This window comes from Burkholderia sp. Cy-637 (assembly GCF_011753175.1).
Taxonomy (GTDB): Bacteria; Pseudomonadota; Gammaproteobacteria; order Burkholderiales; family Burkholderiaceae; genus Burkholderia; species Burkholderia gladioli.
This window is the reverse complement of record NZ_VWWC01000191.1, coordinates 1-12868: the sequence shown is the minus strand read 5'-3', so window position 1 is coordinate 12868 and position 12868 is coordinate 1. Positions and strand designations below refer to the sequence as shown.

Genomic DNA, 12868 nt, shown 5'->3' with positions numbered 1-12868 from the left:
CAGCGGCCCCGGTGCCGACATCGGCGCGCGCCTCGCGCGCCGCCCCCGCCGCCGGCGCCCCCTGGCCGGCCGCCCGGTCTGGCTGTTCGACCTCGACAACACCCTCCACCACGCCTCGCACGCGGTCTTCCCGGCGATCAACACGGCGATGACGCAGTACATCATCGACACGCTGCAGGTCGACCGGGCCCGTGCCGACCATCTGCGCACCTACTACACGCAGCGCTACGGCGCCGCCCTGCTGGGCCTGGCGCGCCATCACCCGGTCGATCCGCACGATTTCCTGAAGGTGGTCCACACCTTCGAGGACCTGCCCTCGATGCTGTGCGCCGAGCGCGGGCTGGCGCGCCGCCTGGCCGCGCTGCCCGGGCGCAAGCTGATCCTGACGAACGCGCCCGAGGTCTATGCGCGCGCGGTGCTGGCCGAGCTCGGCATCGAGCGACACTTCGAGCGCGTGATCGCGATCGAGCAGATGCGCGACCGCCGCGCCTGGCGCGCCAAGCCCGACGCCACCATGCTGCGCCGCGCGATGCGCGACGCCCGGGTGGCGCTGGCCGAGGCGATCCTGGTGGAAGACACGCGCTCGCACCTGAAGCGCTACAAGCGCCTGGGCATCCGCACCATCTGGATCACCGGGCACCTGCCCGACCATCAGCCGCGCGTGGGACGGCCGCACTATGTCGATCGTCGTATTGCTTCGCTACAATCGCTGCGACTGAGCACACGATCGGGGCGACAGAAATGCAGCCGACTGAACCGCGCCACGCGGCCTTGAACGACGACGAGACCACCGCCGACGGCAGCCCGGGCACCGCCGGGGCCGCCGCGCCGCGCGGCCGCACGCGGCCCAGGCCGGGCGAACGCCGGGTGCTGATCCTGCAGACCCTGGCGGCGATGCTGGAGGCGCCCAAGCGCGAGAAGATCACCACCGCGGCGCTGGCGGCCCGGCTGGAGATCTCGGAGGCGGCGCTGTACCGGCATTTCGCCAGCAAGGCGCAGATGTTCGAAGGCCTGATCGAGTTCATCGAAACCACCATCTTCGGCCTGATCAACCAGATCCTGGAAAAGGAGCCCGACGGCGTGCTGCAGGCGCGCGCGATCGGGCTGATGCTGCTGAACTTCGCGGCCCGCAACCCCGGCATGACGCGGGTGCTGACCGGCGAGGCGCTGGTCGGCGAGCACGAGCGGCTCGGCGAGCGCGTGGACCGCATGCTCGAGCGCGTCGAGGCCTCGGTGCGGCAGTGCCTGCGCCTCGCGCTGGCGGCCAGGGACGATGACGGCAACGGCGAGCAGCCGACCCGCAGCCCGACGAGCGCGGCAGGCGCCGCCGGCGAGGCCGGCGCACCGCTCCAGCCGGCCGGCTACGACCCGGCCCTGCGCGCCAACCTGCTGGTCACCCACGTGCTGGGTCGCTGGCATCGCTACGCGCGCAGCGGCTTCACGAAGTCGCCCGCCGAGCAGGCCGACATCCAGCTGCAGCTGATCCTGCGCTGAGGCAGCGGGCGGGAGTCCACCCCGCCCTGCCCCCGCCCGCGCGCAACCGCCGCGCCGATTTCCGCTATACTTTGCCCGGCTCGTCGCCGCCCTGGGCGCGACGACACCCGAAGAACGCGCCGATTTGCTGACTCGATTGCGGGCGCGCGAACCCACCGGAACACCGGCGGGTTCACTACAAATGCGGCTAAAGAGGTCGTCAGCCGCGCAACTTCGACTCCGCGCATCGCCGACACCGTTTAGCCGCCCAGTCAACAAGGCGGAACGAATGGAATCGATCGGCATCGTCGCTCCTCAGACCATGCATTTCGCCGAACCGCTGCGGCTGCAAAGCGGCAGCGTGCTCGGCAACTACCAGCTCGTCGTCGAGACCTACGGCGAGCTGAACGCCGCGCGCTCGAACGCGGTGCTGGTCTGTCACGCACTCAACGCCTCGCATCACGTGGCCGGCATCTACGCGGACGATCCGCGCAGCACCGGCTGGTGGGACAACATGGTGGGCCCGGGCAAGCCGCTCGACACCAACCGCTTCTTCGTGATCGGCGTGAACAACCTGGGCTCCTGCTTCGGCTCGACCGGCCCGATGAGCCTGGACCCGGCCACCGGCACGCCCTATGGCGCGCGCTTCCCGGTGGTGACGGTGGAGGACTGGGTCAACGCGCAGGCGCGCGTGGCCGACGCGTTCGGCATCGAGCGCTTCGCCGCGGTGATGGGCGGCAGCCTGGGCGGCATGCAGGCGCTGGCCTGGAGCCTGATGTACCCGGATCGCGTGGCGCACTGCATGGTGATCGCCTCCACGCCCAAGCTCTCCGCGCAGAACATCGCCTTCAACGAGGTGGCGCGCTCGGCGATCCTGTCCGATCCCGACTTCCACGGCGGCAACTACTACGCGCACCAGGTGATCCCGCGCCGCGGCCTGCGCGTGGCGCGCATGATCGGCCACATCACCTACCTGTCCGACGACGACATGGCCGAGAAATTCGGCCGCGCGCTGCGCCGCGCCGACGGCGCGCTCGACGCCTACAACTTCAATTTCGACGTCGAGTTCGAGGTGGAGTCCTACCTGCGCTACCAGGGCGACAAGTTCGCCGAGTATTTCGACGCCAACACCTACCTGCTGATCACCCGCGCGCTCGACTACTTCGATCCGGCCAAGGCCTACGACGGCAACCTCACCGCCGCGCTGGCGAAGACCCGCGCCAAGTACCTGGTGGCCAGCTTCATGACCGACTGGCGCTTCGCGCCGGCGCGCTCGCGCGAGCTGGTCAAGGCCCTGCTCGACAATCGCCGCCAGGTCAGCTACGCCGAGATCGACGCGCCGCACGGCCACGACGCGTTCCTGCTCGACGACGCGCGCTACCACAACGTGGTGCGCGCCTATTACGAACGTATCGCCGTGGAGGTGGGAGCATGAACCAGCAAGCCCTGACGATGCTGTCCGCGCGGCCGGACTTCCGCGCCATCGCGCGCTGGGTCGAGCCGCGCTCGACCGTGCTCGACCTCGGCTGCGCCGACGGCTCGCTGCTCGCGCTGCTGGCCGAGGAGCTCGAGGTGACCGGCTACGGCATCGAGATCAACGACGCGGGCGTGCTCGGCTGCGTGAAGAACGGCGTCAACGTGATCCAGCAGAACCTCGAGGACGGGATGCGCCTGTTCGAGGACCAGAGCTTCGATTTCGCGATCCTCTCGCAGACCCTGCAGACCATCCACCAGACCGCGGCGATCCTGCGCGAGACGGTGCGCGTGGGCCGCGAGTGCATCGTCTCGTTCCCGAACTTCGGCTACTGGGCGCACCGCCTGTCGGTGCTGCGCGGGCGCATGCCGGTGTCGAAATCGCTGCCCTACCAGTGGCACAACACCCCCAACGTGCGGGTGCTGACCATCAAGGATTTCGAGGCGCTGGCGCCCGAGGTGGGCATCGAGATCCTCGATCGGGCCGTGCTGCACGGCGGCCAGCCGGTCCGTTGGGGCGCGAACTGGCGTGGTAGTCTTGCTGTCTATCGCGTCAAGCGAAGCCATCCCTGACGACCCTTCATGACCTCTCCCGAGCAGCACGACGCACCCGCGCTGGCCGCGCACGACGAACATCCCGGCTGGCGAGCCTTCCTGAACACGCGCATGCTGATCTGCGTGTTCCTCGGCTTCACCTCGGGATTGCCGTTGTTCACGCTGGTCTACCTGGTGCAGGCCTGGCTGCGTTCGGAAGGGGTCAACCTGAAGGAAATCGGCCTGTTCGCGCTGATCCAGTTTCCCTATACGTGGAAATTCCTCTGGGCGCCGCTGATGGACCGCTACGTGCCGCGCCTGCCGGGCTGGCGCCCGGGCCGCCGGCGCGGCTGGATGTTCGTCACCCAGCTGCTGGTGGCCGCGGCGATCGCCACCCTGGGCTTCGTCTCGCCGCGCGACTCGATCTGGACCGTGGCCGCGCTGACCACCCTGGTGGCCCTGTTCGGCGCGAGCTCCGACATCGTGATCGACGCCTACCGGCGCGAGCTGCTGCGCGACACCGAGCAGGGGCTCGGCAACGCGGTGCACGTGAACGCCTACAAGATCGCCGCGCTGGTGCCGGGTTCGCTGGCGCTGATCCTCTCCGACCACCTGCCCTGGACCCTCGTGTTCATGGTGACGGCCGCCTTCATGCTGCCCGGCATCGCGATGACGCTGCTGGTGCGCGAGCCCGAGATGCACGGCGCGCCGCCCAAGAACCTGCGCGACGCGGTGATCCTGCCGTTCCGCGAATTCCTCGCGCGCGGCGGCTGGCGCAACGCGCTGCTGGTGCTCGGTTTCATCTTCGTCTACAAGCTCGGCGACGTGATGGCCACCACGCTGTCCACCTCGTTCTTCCTCGACATCGGCTTCAACAAGACCCAGATCGGCGTGCTGGCCAAGACCACCGCGTTCTGGGCCAGCCTGGCCGGCGGCATCCTCGGCGGCATCTGGCTGGTCAAGATCGGCATCGCGCGCGGGCTGTGGATCTTCGGCCTGGTGCAGATCGCCTCCACGCTCGGTTTCGCCTGGCTGGCCGAGGCCGGCCCCGATCCGGTGCTGATGGCCGGCGTGTACGGCTTCGAGACCTTCTCCACCGGGCTCACGCTGGCGGCCTTCACGGCCTATATCGCCAGCACCACCGACCCGCGCTACACCGCCACCCAGTTCGCGCTGTTCACCAGCCTGGCCTCGGTGCCGCGCACGCTGGCCTCGGCCTCCAGCGGCTTCATCGTGGCGAGGATCGGCTGGTTCGACTACTTCCTGGTCTGCGCCGCACTCGGCATCCCGGGCATGCTGCTGCTGTTCAAGGTCGCGCCCTGGGGCAGCGGCCGCGCGCAGGACGAGGCCGCGCGTGCCGGCTGAGTTCGCGAAAGTCCTCGGCACGGCCGCCGCCGGCTTGCTGCTGGCCTGTGCCGCGCCGGTGCTGGCGGCCAGCGAGGCGGCCGCCGCCGCGGCTCCCGCTGCCCAGCATGCCGCCGGCTACGCGCCGGCCCAGCCCGGCGTGCAATACGGCAATGCCTTCGCGTTCCGCAACCTGATCCCCTCGCCGGTCCTGGAACAGATCACCACCGCGCAATATCGCCAGATGGTGCAGGCCGCCGCGCAGTCGAACACGCTGCTGCCCGCCGACGACGCGCGCGTGAAGCGGCTGCACGGCTTCGTCGACCGGCTCGCGCCCTATGCGGTGAAATGGAACGATCGCGTCAAGGGCTGGCACTGGGAGCTCAACGTGGTGCGCTCGCGCGGCACGCGCATCATCGGCCTGCCGGGCGGCAAGCTGCTGGTCGACAGCGGGCTGCTCGACCGGCTCCGGCTCAACGACAACGAATGGGGCGTGCTGCTCGCCCACGAGATGGCGCATGCGCTGCGCGAGCACGCGCGCGAGGGGCTCGGCGACATGCAGGTGGCCGCCACGCTCGGCGCCAATCCAATCTCCTCGCTGTACGGCCTGACCGAGCCGCTGCCGGCGCTGCCCGACATCGCCCAGCGGCTCGCCGCGCTGCGCTACGGGCCGACCGACGAGACCGAGGCCGACGTGATCGGCGGCGACATCGCGGCGCGCGCCGGCTTCGATCCGCGCGCGGCCATCACGCTGTGGGACAAGCTCGCCGCCGCCACGCGCGGCGACCGCGCGCACGGCTTCATCTACGCCCACCCTTACGACAAGCGCCGCCGGCAGGACCTGCTCAAGCGGCTCGGCGACTGGATGCCGGTGTATGCGAAGGCGATCGGCAAGCGCGTCGAGACGCTGCCGCCTTATGCGGGCATCAGCGCGGTGCAGCGCAAGACGCGGCTGCGCTGAAGCCGCCCGGGGGCGTCGATGCACCGATCTCGATGAGGATGCGCATCGGGCGCATCGGGCGGCGCGCCCTTCTCATTCGACCTCGACGGTCTCGTCGCTCGCCACCAGGCCGCGCGAGGCCTGCACCCAGCGCACCTCGTCGCCGGGGCTGCGGCCGAACATGCGCTTGAATTCGCGGCTGAACTGCGAGGCGCTCGCGTAACCGACGCGCGCGGCCGCCAGGCCCGCGCTCACGCCGTGCTGCACCAGCAGCAGCCGCGCGTGATGCAGGCGCGTGGCCTTCACGTACTGCATCGGCGAGGTGCCGGTCACGCGGCGGAAATGCGCATGGAACACGGCCGCGCTCATGCCGGCCTCGGCCGCCAGCATGTCGACCGAATGCTCGCCCTCGAGATGCATGTGGATGCGGCGCAGCGCCTTGGCGATGCGGCCGAAGTGATGCTGCTGGGCCAGCGCCGCGCGGATCCCGTCGCCCTGCTCGCCGGTCAGCACGCGATAGCCGATCTCGCGCATGATCGAGGGGCCCAGCACGCGCGTGTCGTGCGGCGACTGCAGCACCTCCAGCAGGCGCAGCACCGCGTCGGCCAGCGGCGCGCCGAGCGGCGTCGAGCAGATGCTGTCGGGCTCGCTGACGGCCGCGCCGTGGGTTTCCTCCAGCAGCATCGCCAGCTCGGCGATCACGCCGAGATCGATGCGCACCGAGATCGCCAGGAACGGGCCGTGTTCGGCGGTGAAGGTCTCGCATTCGAAGGGCAGCGGTACCGACATCACCAGGTACTGGCGCTCGTCGTAGACGAAGGTGCGATCGCCGACATAACCGATCTTGCGACCCTGGCAGACGATCACGATGCTGGGCTCGTAGAGCACCGGGCAGCGCGGCGTGGAGGTGTTCACGCGCATGAAGCGCACGCCTTCCAGTTCGGCATCCGTGATGCCGTCGTTCGGGGCGAGCCGGCCGAGCAGCGCGATGATGCGCTGCTGCACGCGCAGGTCGCCATCCGGTATCAGGGGTTCGAAGCTCATTGCGCGTCCCATGGCCGTAATAGGATCAGGCTTGCAATCTAGCATCGTGGGCGGCCCCTGCGTGCTGCGAATGCACAATTCAAGAGGAATGGGCAAAGCTTCAAGACCTTCAGGTATATCGGGTCCCCAGCCCCGTCCCTACCATGGGTACCCGTTTCGTCGCGGCCTCCCGGATCCTCCGGGTACTTCGTTCCAGCGGTCGCGCGAATCGTTTCGATTCCCATGGTAAGGAGCCTCCTCAATGAGCACGACTTACGCCTACGCGGCGCAGAGCGCGACTTCGCCGCTCGCCCCCCTCGAAATCCAGCGACGCGCGCTGCGCGATCTCGACGTCCAGATCGAGATCCTCTACTGCGGCGTCTGCCACTCCGATCTGCACCAGGCGCGCAACGAGTGGCGCAACTCGGTCTACCCGGTGGTACCGGGCCACGAGATCGTCGGCCGCGTGACGGCGGTCGGCCCGGAAGTGACGCGCTTCAAGACCGGTGACATGGTCGGCGTCGGCTGCCTGGTCGATTCCTGCCGCACCTGCCCGAGCTGCGCGGACGGCCTCGAGCAATACTGCGAGAACGGCTTCGTCGGCACCTACAACGGCCAGGACCGCGTGACGGGCGAGATCACCTACGGCGGCTACTCCTCGCAGGTGGTGGTCGACGAGGCCTTCGTGCTGAGCGTGTCGGACAAGCTCGACCCGGCCGCCGCCGCGCCGCTGCTGTGCGCCGGCATCACCACCTATTCGCCGCTGCGCCAGTGGGGCGCGGGCCCCGGCAAGAAGGTCGGCATCGTCGGCCTGGGCGGCCTCGGTCACATGGGCGTGAAGCTGGCCCGCGCGATGGGCGCGCACGTGGTGCTGTTCACCACCTCGCCCTCGAAGATCGAGGACGGCAAGCGCCTGGGCGCGCACGAAGTGGTGATCTCGAAGGACGAGGCGCAGATGAACGCGCATCTCAACTCCTTCGACCTGATCGTCAACACGGTGGCCGCGCAGCACGACCTCAACCCGTTCCTGAACCTGCTCAAGCGCGACGGCACCATGACGCTGGTGGGCGCGCCCGAGCACGACCACCCGTCGCCGCAGGTGTTCAACCTGATCTTCAAGCGTCGCCGCCTGGCCGGCTCGCTGATCGGTGGCATCGCCGAGACGCAGGAGATGCTCGATTTCTGCGCCGAGCACGGCATCGCCTCGGACATCGAGATGATCAAGATCCAGGACATCAATGCCGCCTACGAGCGCATGCTCAAGAGCGACGTGAAGTACCGCTTCGTGATCGACATCGCCTCGCTGAAGCAGGCAGCCTGAAGTCGGGCAGGCGATGAGGTGAGGCGCTGCCGCCCGGCGGCGCGCCAGCCTCGCCGCGAAAGCAGAACGGCGCCGCCGGGATTCCTCCCGGCGGCGCCGTTTCATCGAGCGGCCGCGCGGTTACTTGTAGTCGTAGTCGACCGTCAGCGGCGCGTGGTCGCTGAACTTGATATCGCGGAAGATCGAGGTCTGCTTGGCGGTACCGGCCACGCCCGGCGTGGCGATCTGGTAGTCGATCCGCCACCCCACGTTCTTCGCGTAGGCCTGGCCGCGGTTGCTCCACCAGGTGTATTGATCCGGGCGCGGGTCGAGCGTGCGGAACACGTCGACGTAGCCGACCTCGTCGAACAGCTGGGTCAGCCAGGCGCGCTCCTCGGGCAGGCAGCCCGAGTTCTTCTGGTTGCTCTTCCAGTTGCGGATGTCGATTTCCTTGTGGACGATGTTGACGTCGCCGCAGAGGATCACCTCGCGCTTCTTCGCCTTCAGCTCGGCCAGGTGCGGCATGAACTCGGCCATGAAGCGGAACTTGGCCTGCTGGCGCTCCTCGCCGCTCGAGCCCGAGGGCACGTAGACCGAGATCACCGAGAGCTTGCCGTAGCGCGCCTCGACATAACGCCCCTCGCTGTCGAACTCGCTGCTGCCGTAGCCGATGATCAGGTCGTCGGGCTCGCGCCGCGTGTAGAGGCCCGCGCCGCTGTAGCCCTTCTTCTCGGCATGGTGGAAATGGCCGGTGAAGCCGTGCGGCGCCGCGAACTCGGCCGGCAGGTCGTCGGCCGACACCTTGATTTCCTGGACGCAGACGCAGTCGGCCTTCTGGTCGCCGAGCCAGTCGAAGAAGCCCTTCTTCGCGGCCGAGCGGATGCCGTTCAGGTTCGCCGTGATGACACGCAGCATGATGTGTTTCCGTTCAGTGTTGTTCGGTTCGTGGGTTGGGGCGCAAGGCGTGATCCGGGCGGCGGCTCACTCGACCTTCACGCCCTCCAGTTCGGGTTTGGCGGGCGGATAGGCCAGCTTCATGGCGGTCAGCTCGCGCAGCAGCAGCTCGGCGACCATCACGTTGCGATGCGTCTTGGAATCGGCCGGGATCACGTACCACGGCGCATGCGGCGCCGAGGTGGCGGCCAGCGCGTCGCGATAGGCGATCTGGTAGGCATCCCAGTCCTTGCGCGCCTCGAGATCGGAGACGTCGAACTTCCAGTGCTTGTTCGGATCGTCGATACGCGACTGCAGGCGCTCGCGCTGCTCGCCCTTTGAGATGTGCAGGAAGCACTTGACGATGGTGGTGCCCGATTCGTGCAGCATCTCCTCGAACTGGCGGATCTGCCGGAAGCGGCGCTCGCATTCGGTCTTGTCGATGCTCTCCAGCACGCGCGGCACCAGCACGTCCTCGTAGTGGCTGCGGTTGAAGATGGTCAGCTCGCCGGCGGCCGGCGCCTGCGCGTGGACGCGCCAGAGGAAGTCGTGCGCCAGCTCGACCGAGGTGGGCGCCTTGAACGGCACCACCCGCAGGCCGAGCGGGTCGACCTCGTGGAACACCGCGCGCACGGTGCCGTCCTTGCCGCTGGTGTCCATGCCCTGCAGCACCAGCAGGAGGCGCTTGCGCGGCTGCGTGTGCAGCATGTCCTGCAGCGCGTCGATCTTCATCGACAGCTCGGACAGGCGCGCCCGGTCGGTGTCCTTCGAGCCCGCCGAGAACGGCTTGGCGCCGGGCTCGAACCGATCGAGCTGGAACGCGGCCGCGGCCTTCTCGTCGGTGTGGAACGGTACGAGGAAATCGTCGAGCGACACTGGCTTCGCCATCACTGCCTCCTGGAACGGGTTCGGGATGTCGCGGGCGCGGCGGGCCGGACGCTGCCGGCATGGCCGCTGCCGCGACACGAACCGACGAGCATAACGCAACGAGCCGCCGCGGACACCCGGTCCGGCAGCGGCCCGTTGAAGCGGCTGGCGACCCTGCGGCAGGCGATCCTGCGGCAGGCGACCCTGCGGCGGGCGACCCCGCCGCGGCTCGCCCCCGCCTCAGCCCAGCTTCTTCTTCAGCAGCTCGTTGACCTGGGCCGGGTTCGCCTTGCCCTTGGTCGCCTTCATCGCCTGGCCGACCAGCGCGTTGAAGGCCTTCTCCTTGCCGGCGCGGAACTCCTCGACCGACTTGGCGTTGGCCGCCAGCACCTCGTCGATGATCGCCTCCAGCGCGCCGCTGTCGGAGATCTGCTTGAGCCCCTTGGCCTCGATGATGCGATCGGCGGCGGCTTCGTCGCCGGCCTTCTCGTCCCAGATCGCCTGGAAGATTTCCTTGGCGATCTTGTTCGAGATGGTGCCGTCGGCGATGCGCTGCAGCACCAGCGCGAGCTGGGCGGCCGACACGGGGCTGGCGTCGATCTCGATGCCCTCGCGGTTCAGCAGCGACGACACGTCGCCCATCAGCCAGTTCGCGGCCACCTTGGCATTGGCCGCGCCGGCCTTGCCCACCAGCGCCTCGAAGTAGGCCGCCATCGCCTTGCTGGCGGTCAGCACCACCGCGTCATAGGGCGTCACGCCGTACTGCTCGACGAAACGCTGCTGCATCGCGGCCGGCAGCTCCGGCATCTCGCCGCGCACGCGCTCGATCCACTTCGGGTCGATCACCACCGGCATCAGGTCCGGATCCGGGAAATAGCGGTAATCCTGCGCGTCTTCCTTGCTGCGCATCGAGCGCGTCTCGCGCTTGTCCGGATCGTAAAGGCGGGTTTCCTGCACTACCGTGCCGCCGTCCTCGATCAGCTCGATCTGGCGACGCACCTCGTAGTTGATGGCGTCCTCCAGGAAGCGGAACGAGTTCAGGTTCTTGATCTCGGCGCGCGTGCCGAACTTCTCCTGCCCCAGCGGGCGCACCGAGACGTTCGCGTCGCAGCGGAACGAGCCTTCCTGCATGTTGCCGTCGCAGATGCCGAGCCACATCACCAGCGCGTGCAGCGCCTTGGCATAGGCCACCGCCTCGGCGGCGCTGCGCATCTCGGGCTCGGTGACGATCTCGAGCAGCGGCGTGCCGGCGCGGTTCAGGTCGATGCCCGTCATGCCCGCGAAGTCCTCGTGCAGCGACTTGCCGGCATCCTCTTCCAGGTGGGCGCGCGTCAGGTTGATGGTCTTCGAGTAGGCTTCCTTGCCCGCCTTCTCGTTGGCCGGCACCTGGATCGTGAGCTGGCCGCCCTGCACCACCGGGATCTCGTACTGGCTGATCTGGTAGCCCTTGGGGAGATCCGGGTAGAAGTAATTCTTGCGCGCGAAGATGCTGCGCTGCGCCACCGTCGAGCCGAGCGCGAGGCCCAGCCGGATCGCCCGCTCCACCGCGCCGCGGTTGAGCACCGGCAGCACGCCGGGCAGGGCCAGGTCGACCGCGCAGGCCTGGGTGTTGGGTTCCGCGCCGAACTGCGTCGAGGCGCCCGAGAAGATCTTCGACGCCGTCGACAATTGCGCGTGCGTCTCCAGACCGATAACGACTTCCCACTGCTGAGCCATGTCTTACACCCCCGCCGGAACTTGCTTGTGCCAGTCGGTCACGCGCTGGAACGCGTCGGCCACCTGCAGCATCCGGGCTTCGTTGAAATAGTTGCCGATGATCTGCAGGCCGACCGGGCGGCGCGCATTGGCGCCGGCGCCGAAGCCGCAGGGCACGCTCATGCCGGGCAGGCCCGCCAGGCTCACCGACAGCGTGTAGATATCGGCCAGGTACATCTGGACCGGATCGTCGCCCTTGGCGCCGAGATCCCAGGCCACGCTCGGCGAGGCCGGGCCCATGATCACATCGCACTGCTCGAAGGCGTTCTGGAAATCCTGCGCGATGATGCGGCGGATCTTCTGCGCCTGCAGGTAGTAGGCGTCGTAGTAGCCGTGCGAGAGCACGTAGGTGCCCACCAGGATCCGGCGCTTGACCTCGGGCCCGAAGCCCTCGGCGCGCGACTTCTTGTACATGTCGAGCAGGTCGCCGTACTGGGCGGCGCGATGGCCGTAGCGCACGCCGTCGAAGCGCGACAGGTTCGAGGAGGCCTCGGCCGGCGCGATCACGTAATAGACCGGGATCGAGAGTTCCGTCTTGGGCAGCGAGACCGGCACCAGGGTGGCGCCGAGCGCCTCGTACTGCTTGAGCGCCGCGTCGATCGCCGCGCGCACGTCGGCCGCCAGGCCTTCGCCGAAATACTCGTTAGGCAGGCCGATGCGCAGGCCCTCGAGCGGCCGGCCGGCCACCGCGTCGGGCGTCCAGGCCTGGCCGAGATGGCGGCCGAACTGCTCGTCGTCGCGCTCCAGGCTGGTGGAATCGCGCGCGTCGAAGCCGGCCATCGCGTCGAGCAGCAGCGCGCAGTCGGCCGCGCTCTGCGCCATCGGGCCGCCCTGGTCGAGCGAGGAGGCGAAGGCGATCATGCCGTAGCGCGACACCCGCCCGTAGGTCGGCTTGATGCCGGTGACGCCGGCGAACGAGGCCGGCTGGCGGATCGAGCCGCCGGTATCGGTGCCGGTGGCGGCCGGCGCCAGGCGCGCGGCCACCGCCGCGGCGCTGCCGCCCGAGCTGCCGCCCGGCACGGCCAGGGTGTCCCAGGGGTTCTTCACGGCGCCGAAGGCCGAGTTCTCGTTGGACGAGCCCATCGCGAACTCGTCCATGTTGGTCTTGCCGAGCGTCACCATGCCGGCCGCGGCGAGCCGCTCGACCACGGTGGCGTCGAACGGGCTGGTGTAGTCGGCCAGCATCTTCGAGCCGGCGGTGGAGCGCCAGCCGCGCGTGACGAACA

12 protein-coding genes are annotated in these 12868 nt (G+C 68.9%); 7 read left to right on the top strand and 5 right to left on the bottom strand.

From position 1 onward, the window contains the following. Positions 1-19: 19 nt before the first annotated feature. The 6 genes from F3J10_RS30715 (at position 20) to F3J10_RS30690 (ending at position 5785) form a co-directional block, all read left to right on the top strand. Complete coding sequence (locus F3J10_RS30715) at positions 20-775, top strand: pyrimidine 5'-nucleotidase (RefSeq protein ID WP_167243685.1); 756 nt, start codon at positions 20-22, stop codon at positions 773-775. Then, positions 742-1494: a nucleoid occlusion factor SlmA gene (gene slmA, locus F3J10_RS30710; RefSeq protein ID WP_167243684.1), complete on the top strand. Its 753-nt coding sequence runs from the start codon at positions 742-744 to the stop codon at positions 1492-1494. The genes F3J10_RS30715 and slmA overlap by 34 nt, the downstream gene beginning before the upstream one ends. A gap of 268 nt (positions 1495-1762) precedes the next feature. Further along, positions 1763-2908 carry a homoserine O-acetyltransferase gene (locus F3J10_RS30705; protein WP_166914684.1) on the top strand — a complete coding sequence of 382 codons (1146 nt, stop codon included), beginning with the start codon at positions 1763-1765 and terminating at the stop codon, positions 2906-2908. Next, positions 2905-3519, top strand: a complete 615-nt coding sequence (metW, locus tag F3J10_RS30700) for a methionine biosynthesis protein MetW (protein ID WP_013699723.1) — start codon at positions 2905-2907, stop codon at positions 3517-3519. The genes F3J10_RS30705 and metW overlap by 4 nt, the downstream gene beginning before the upstream one ends. A 9-nt stretch (positions 3520-3528) precedes the next feature. Beyond that, positions 3529-4845 (top strand): AmpG family muropeptide MFS transporter, encoded by a 1317-nt coding sequence (locus F3J10_RS30695; protein ID WP_025097214.1) that lies wholly within the window; start codon positions 3529-3531, stop codon positions 4843-4845. A gap of 34 nt (positions 4846-4879) precedes the next feature. Then, a complete protein-coding gene (locus tag F3J10_RS30690; RefSeq protein ID WP_240155753.1) occupies positions 4880-5785 on the top strand; it encodes a M48 family metallopeptidase in 906 nt (301 codons plus the stop codon). Between the two features lie 72 nt (positions 5786-5857). Here the strand turns inward: F3J10_RS30690 and F3J10_RS30685 are convergent, their stop codons facing one another. Beyond that, positions 5858-6808, bottom strand: coding sequence for an AraC family transcriptional regulator (locus F3J10_RS30685; protein ID WP_025097216.1), 951 nt, complete (start codon positions 6806-6808; stop codon positions 5858-5860). A gap of 241 nt (positions 6809-7049) precedes the next feature. Between F3J10_RS30685 and F3J10_RS30680 the strand changes: the two genes are divergently transcribed. Next, positions 7050-8108 carry an NAD(P)-dependent alcohol dehydrogenase gene (locus F3J10_RS30680; RefSeq protein WP_025097217.1) on the top strand — a complete coding sequence of 353 codons (1059 nt, stop codon included), beginning with the start codon at positions 7050-7052 and terminating at the stop codon, positions 8106-8108. Between the two features lie 120 nt (positions 8109-8228). Here the strand turns inward: F3J10_RS30680 and F3J10_RS30675 are convergent, their stop codons facing one another. From F3J10_RS30675 to gatA, 4 genes are all read right to left on the bottom strand, one after another. Then, on the bottom strand, positions 8229-9002 hold the full coding sequence (locus F3J10_RS30675; protein WP_025097218.1) for an exodeoxyribonuclease III: 774 nt from the start codon (positions 9000-9002) through the stop codon (positions 8229-8231). A 66-nt stretch (positions 9003-9068) separates the two neighbouring features. Continuing rightward, a complete protein-coding gene (locus tag F3J10_RS30670; protein WP_025097219.1) occupies positions 9069-9908 on the bottom strand; it encodes a PPK2 family polyphosphate kinase in 840 nt (279 codons plus the stop codon). 219 nt (positions 9909-10127) lie between these two features. Next, the gene (gene gatB / locus F3J10_RS30665) at positions 10128-11603 is read right to left on the bottom strand and encodes an Asp-tRNA(Asn)/Glu-tRNA(Gln) amidotransferase subunit GatB (protein WP_025097220.1); all 1476 of its coding nucleotides are present in this window, start codon (positions 11601-11603) and stop codon (positions 10128-10130) included. Positions 11604-11606: 3 nt separating this feature from the next. Next, on the bottom strand, positions 11607-12868 hold a 1262-nt coding region (gene gatA / locus F3J10_RS30660; protein WP_167243683.1), incomplete at its 5' end, for an Asp-tRNA(Asn)/Glu-tRNA(Gln) amidotransferase subunit GatA.

What these genes read in the sequence shown, in the direction of transcription:
- F3J10_RS30685 (WP_025097216.1), bottom strand. Translation starts at nt 6,808, where the DNA reads ATGAGCTTCGAACCCCTGATACCGGATGGCGACCTGCGCGTGCAGCAG.
- F3J10_RS30705 (WP_166914684.1), top strand. Translation starts at nt 1,763, where the DNA reads ATGGAATCGATCGGCATCGTCGCTCCTCAGACCATGCATTTCGCCGAA.
- slmA (WP_167243684.1), top strand. Translation starts at nt 742, where the DNA reads ATGCAGCCGACTGAACCGCGCCACGCGGCCTTGAACGACGACGAGACC.
- F3J10_RS30680 (WP_025097217.1), top strand. Translation starts at nt 7,050, where the DNA reads ATGAGCACGACTTACGCCTACGCGGCGCAGAGCGCGACTTCGCCGCTC.
- F3J10_RS30695 (WP_025097214.1), top strand. Translation starts at nt 3,529, where the DNA reads ATGACCTCTCCCGAGCAGCACGACGCACCCGCGCTGGCCGCGCACGAC.
- F3J10_RS30675 (WP_025097218.1), bottom strand. Translation starts at nt 9,002, where the DNA reads ATGCTGCGTGTCATCACGGCGAACCTGAACGGCATCCGCTCGGCCGCG.
- metW (WP_013699723.1), top strand. Translation starts at nt 2,905, where the DNA reads ATGAACCAGCAAGCCCTGACGATGCTGTCCGCGCGGCCGGACTTCCGC.
- gatB (WP_025097220.1), bottom strand. Translation starts at nt 11,603, where the DNA reads ATGGCTCAGCAGTGGGAAGTCGTTATCGGTCTGGAGACGCACGCGCAA.
- F3J10_RS30670 (WP_025097219.1), bottom strand. Translation starts at nt 9,908, where the DNA reads ATGGCGAAGCCAGTGTCGCTCGACGATTTCCTCGTACCGTTCCACACC.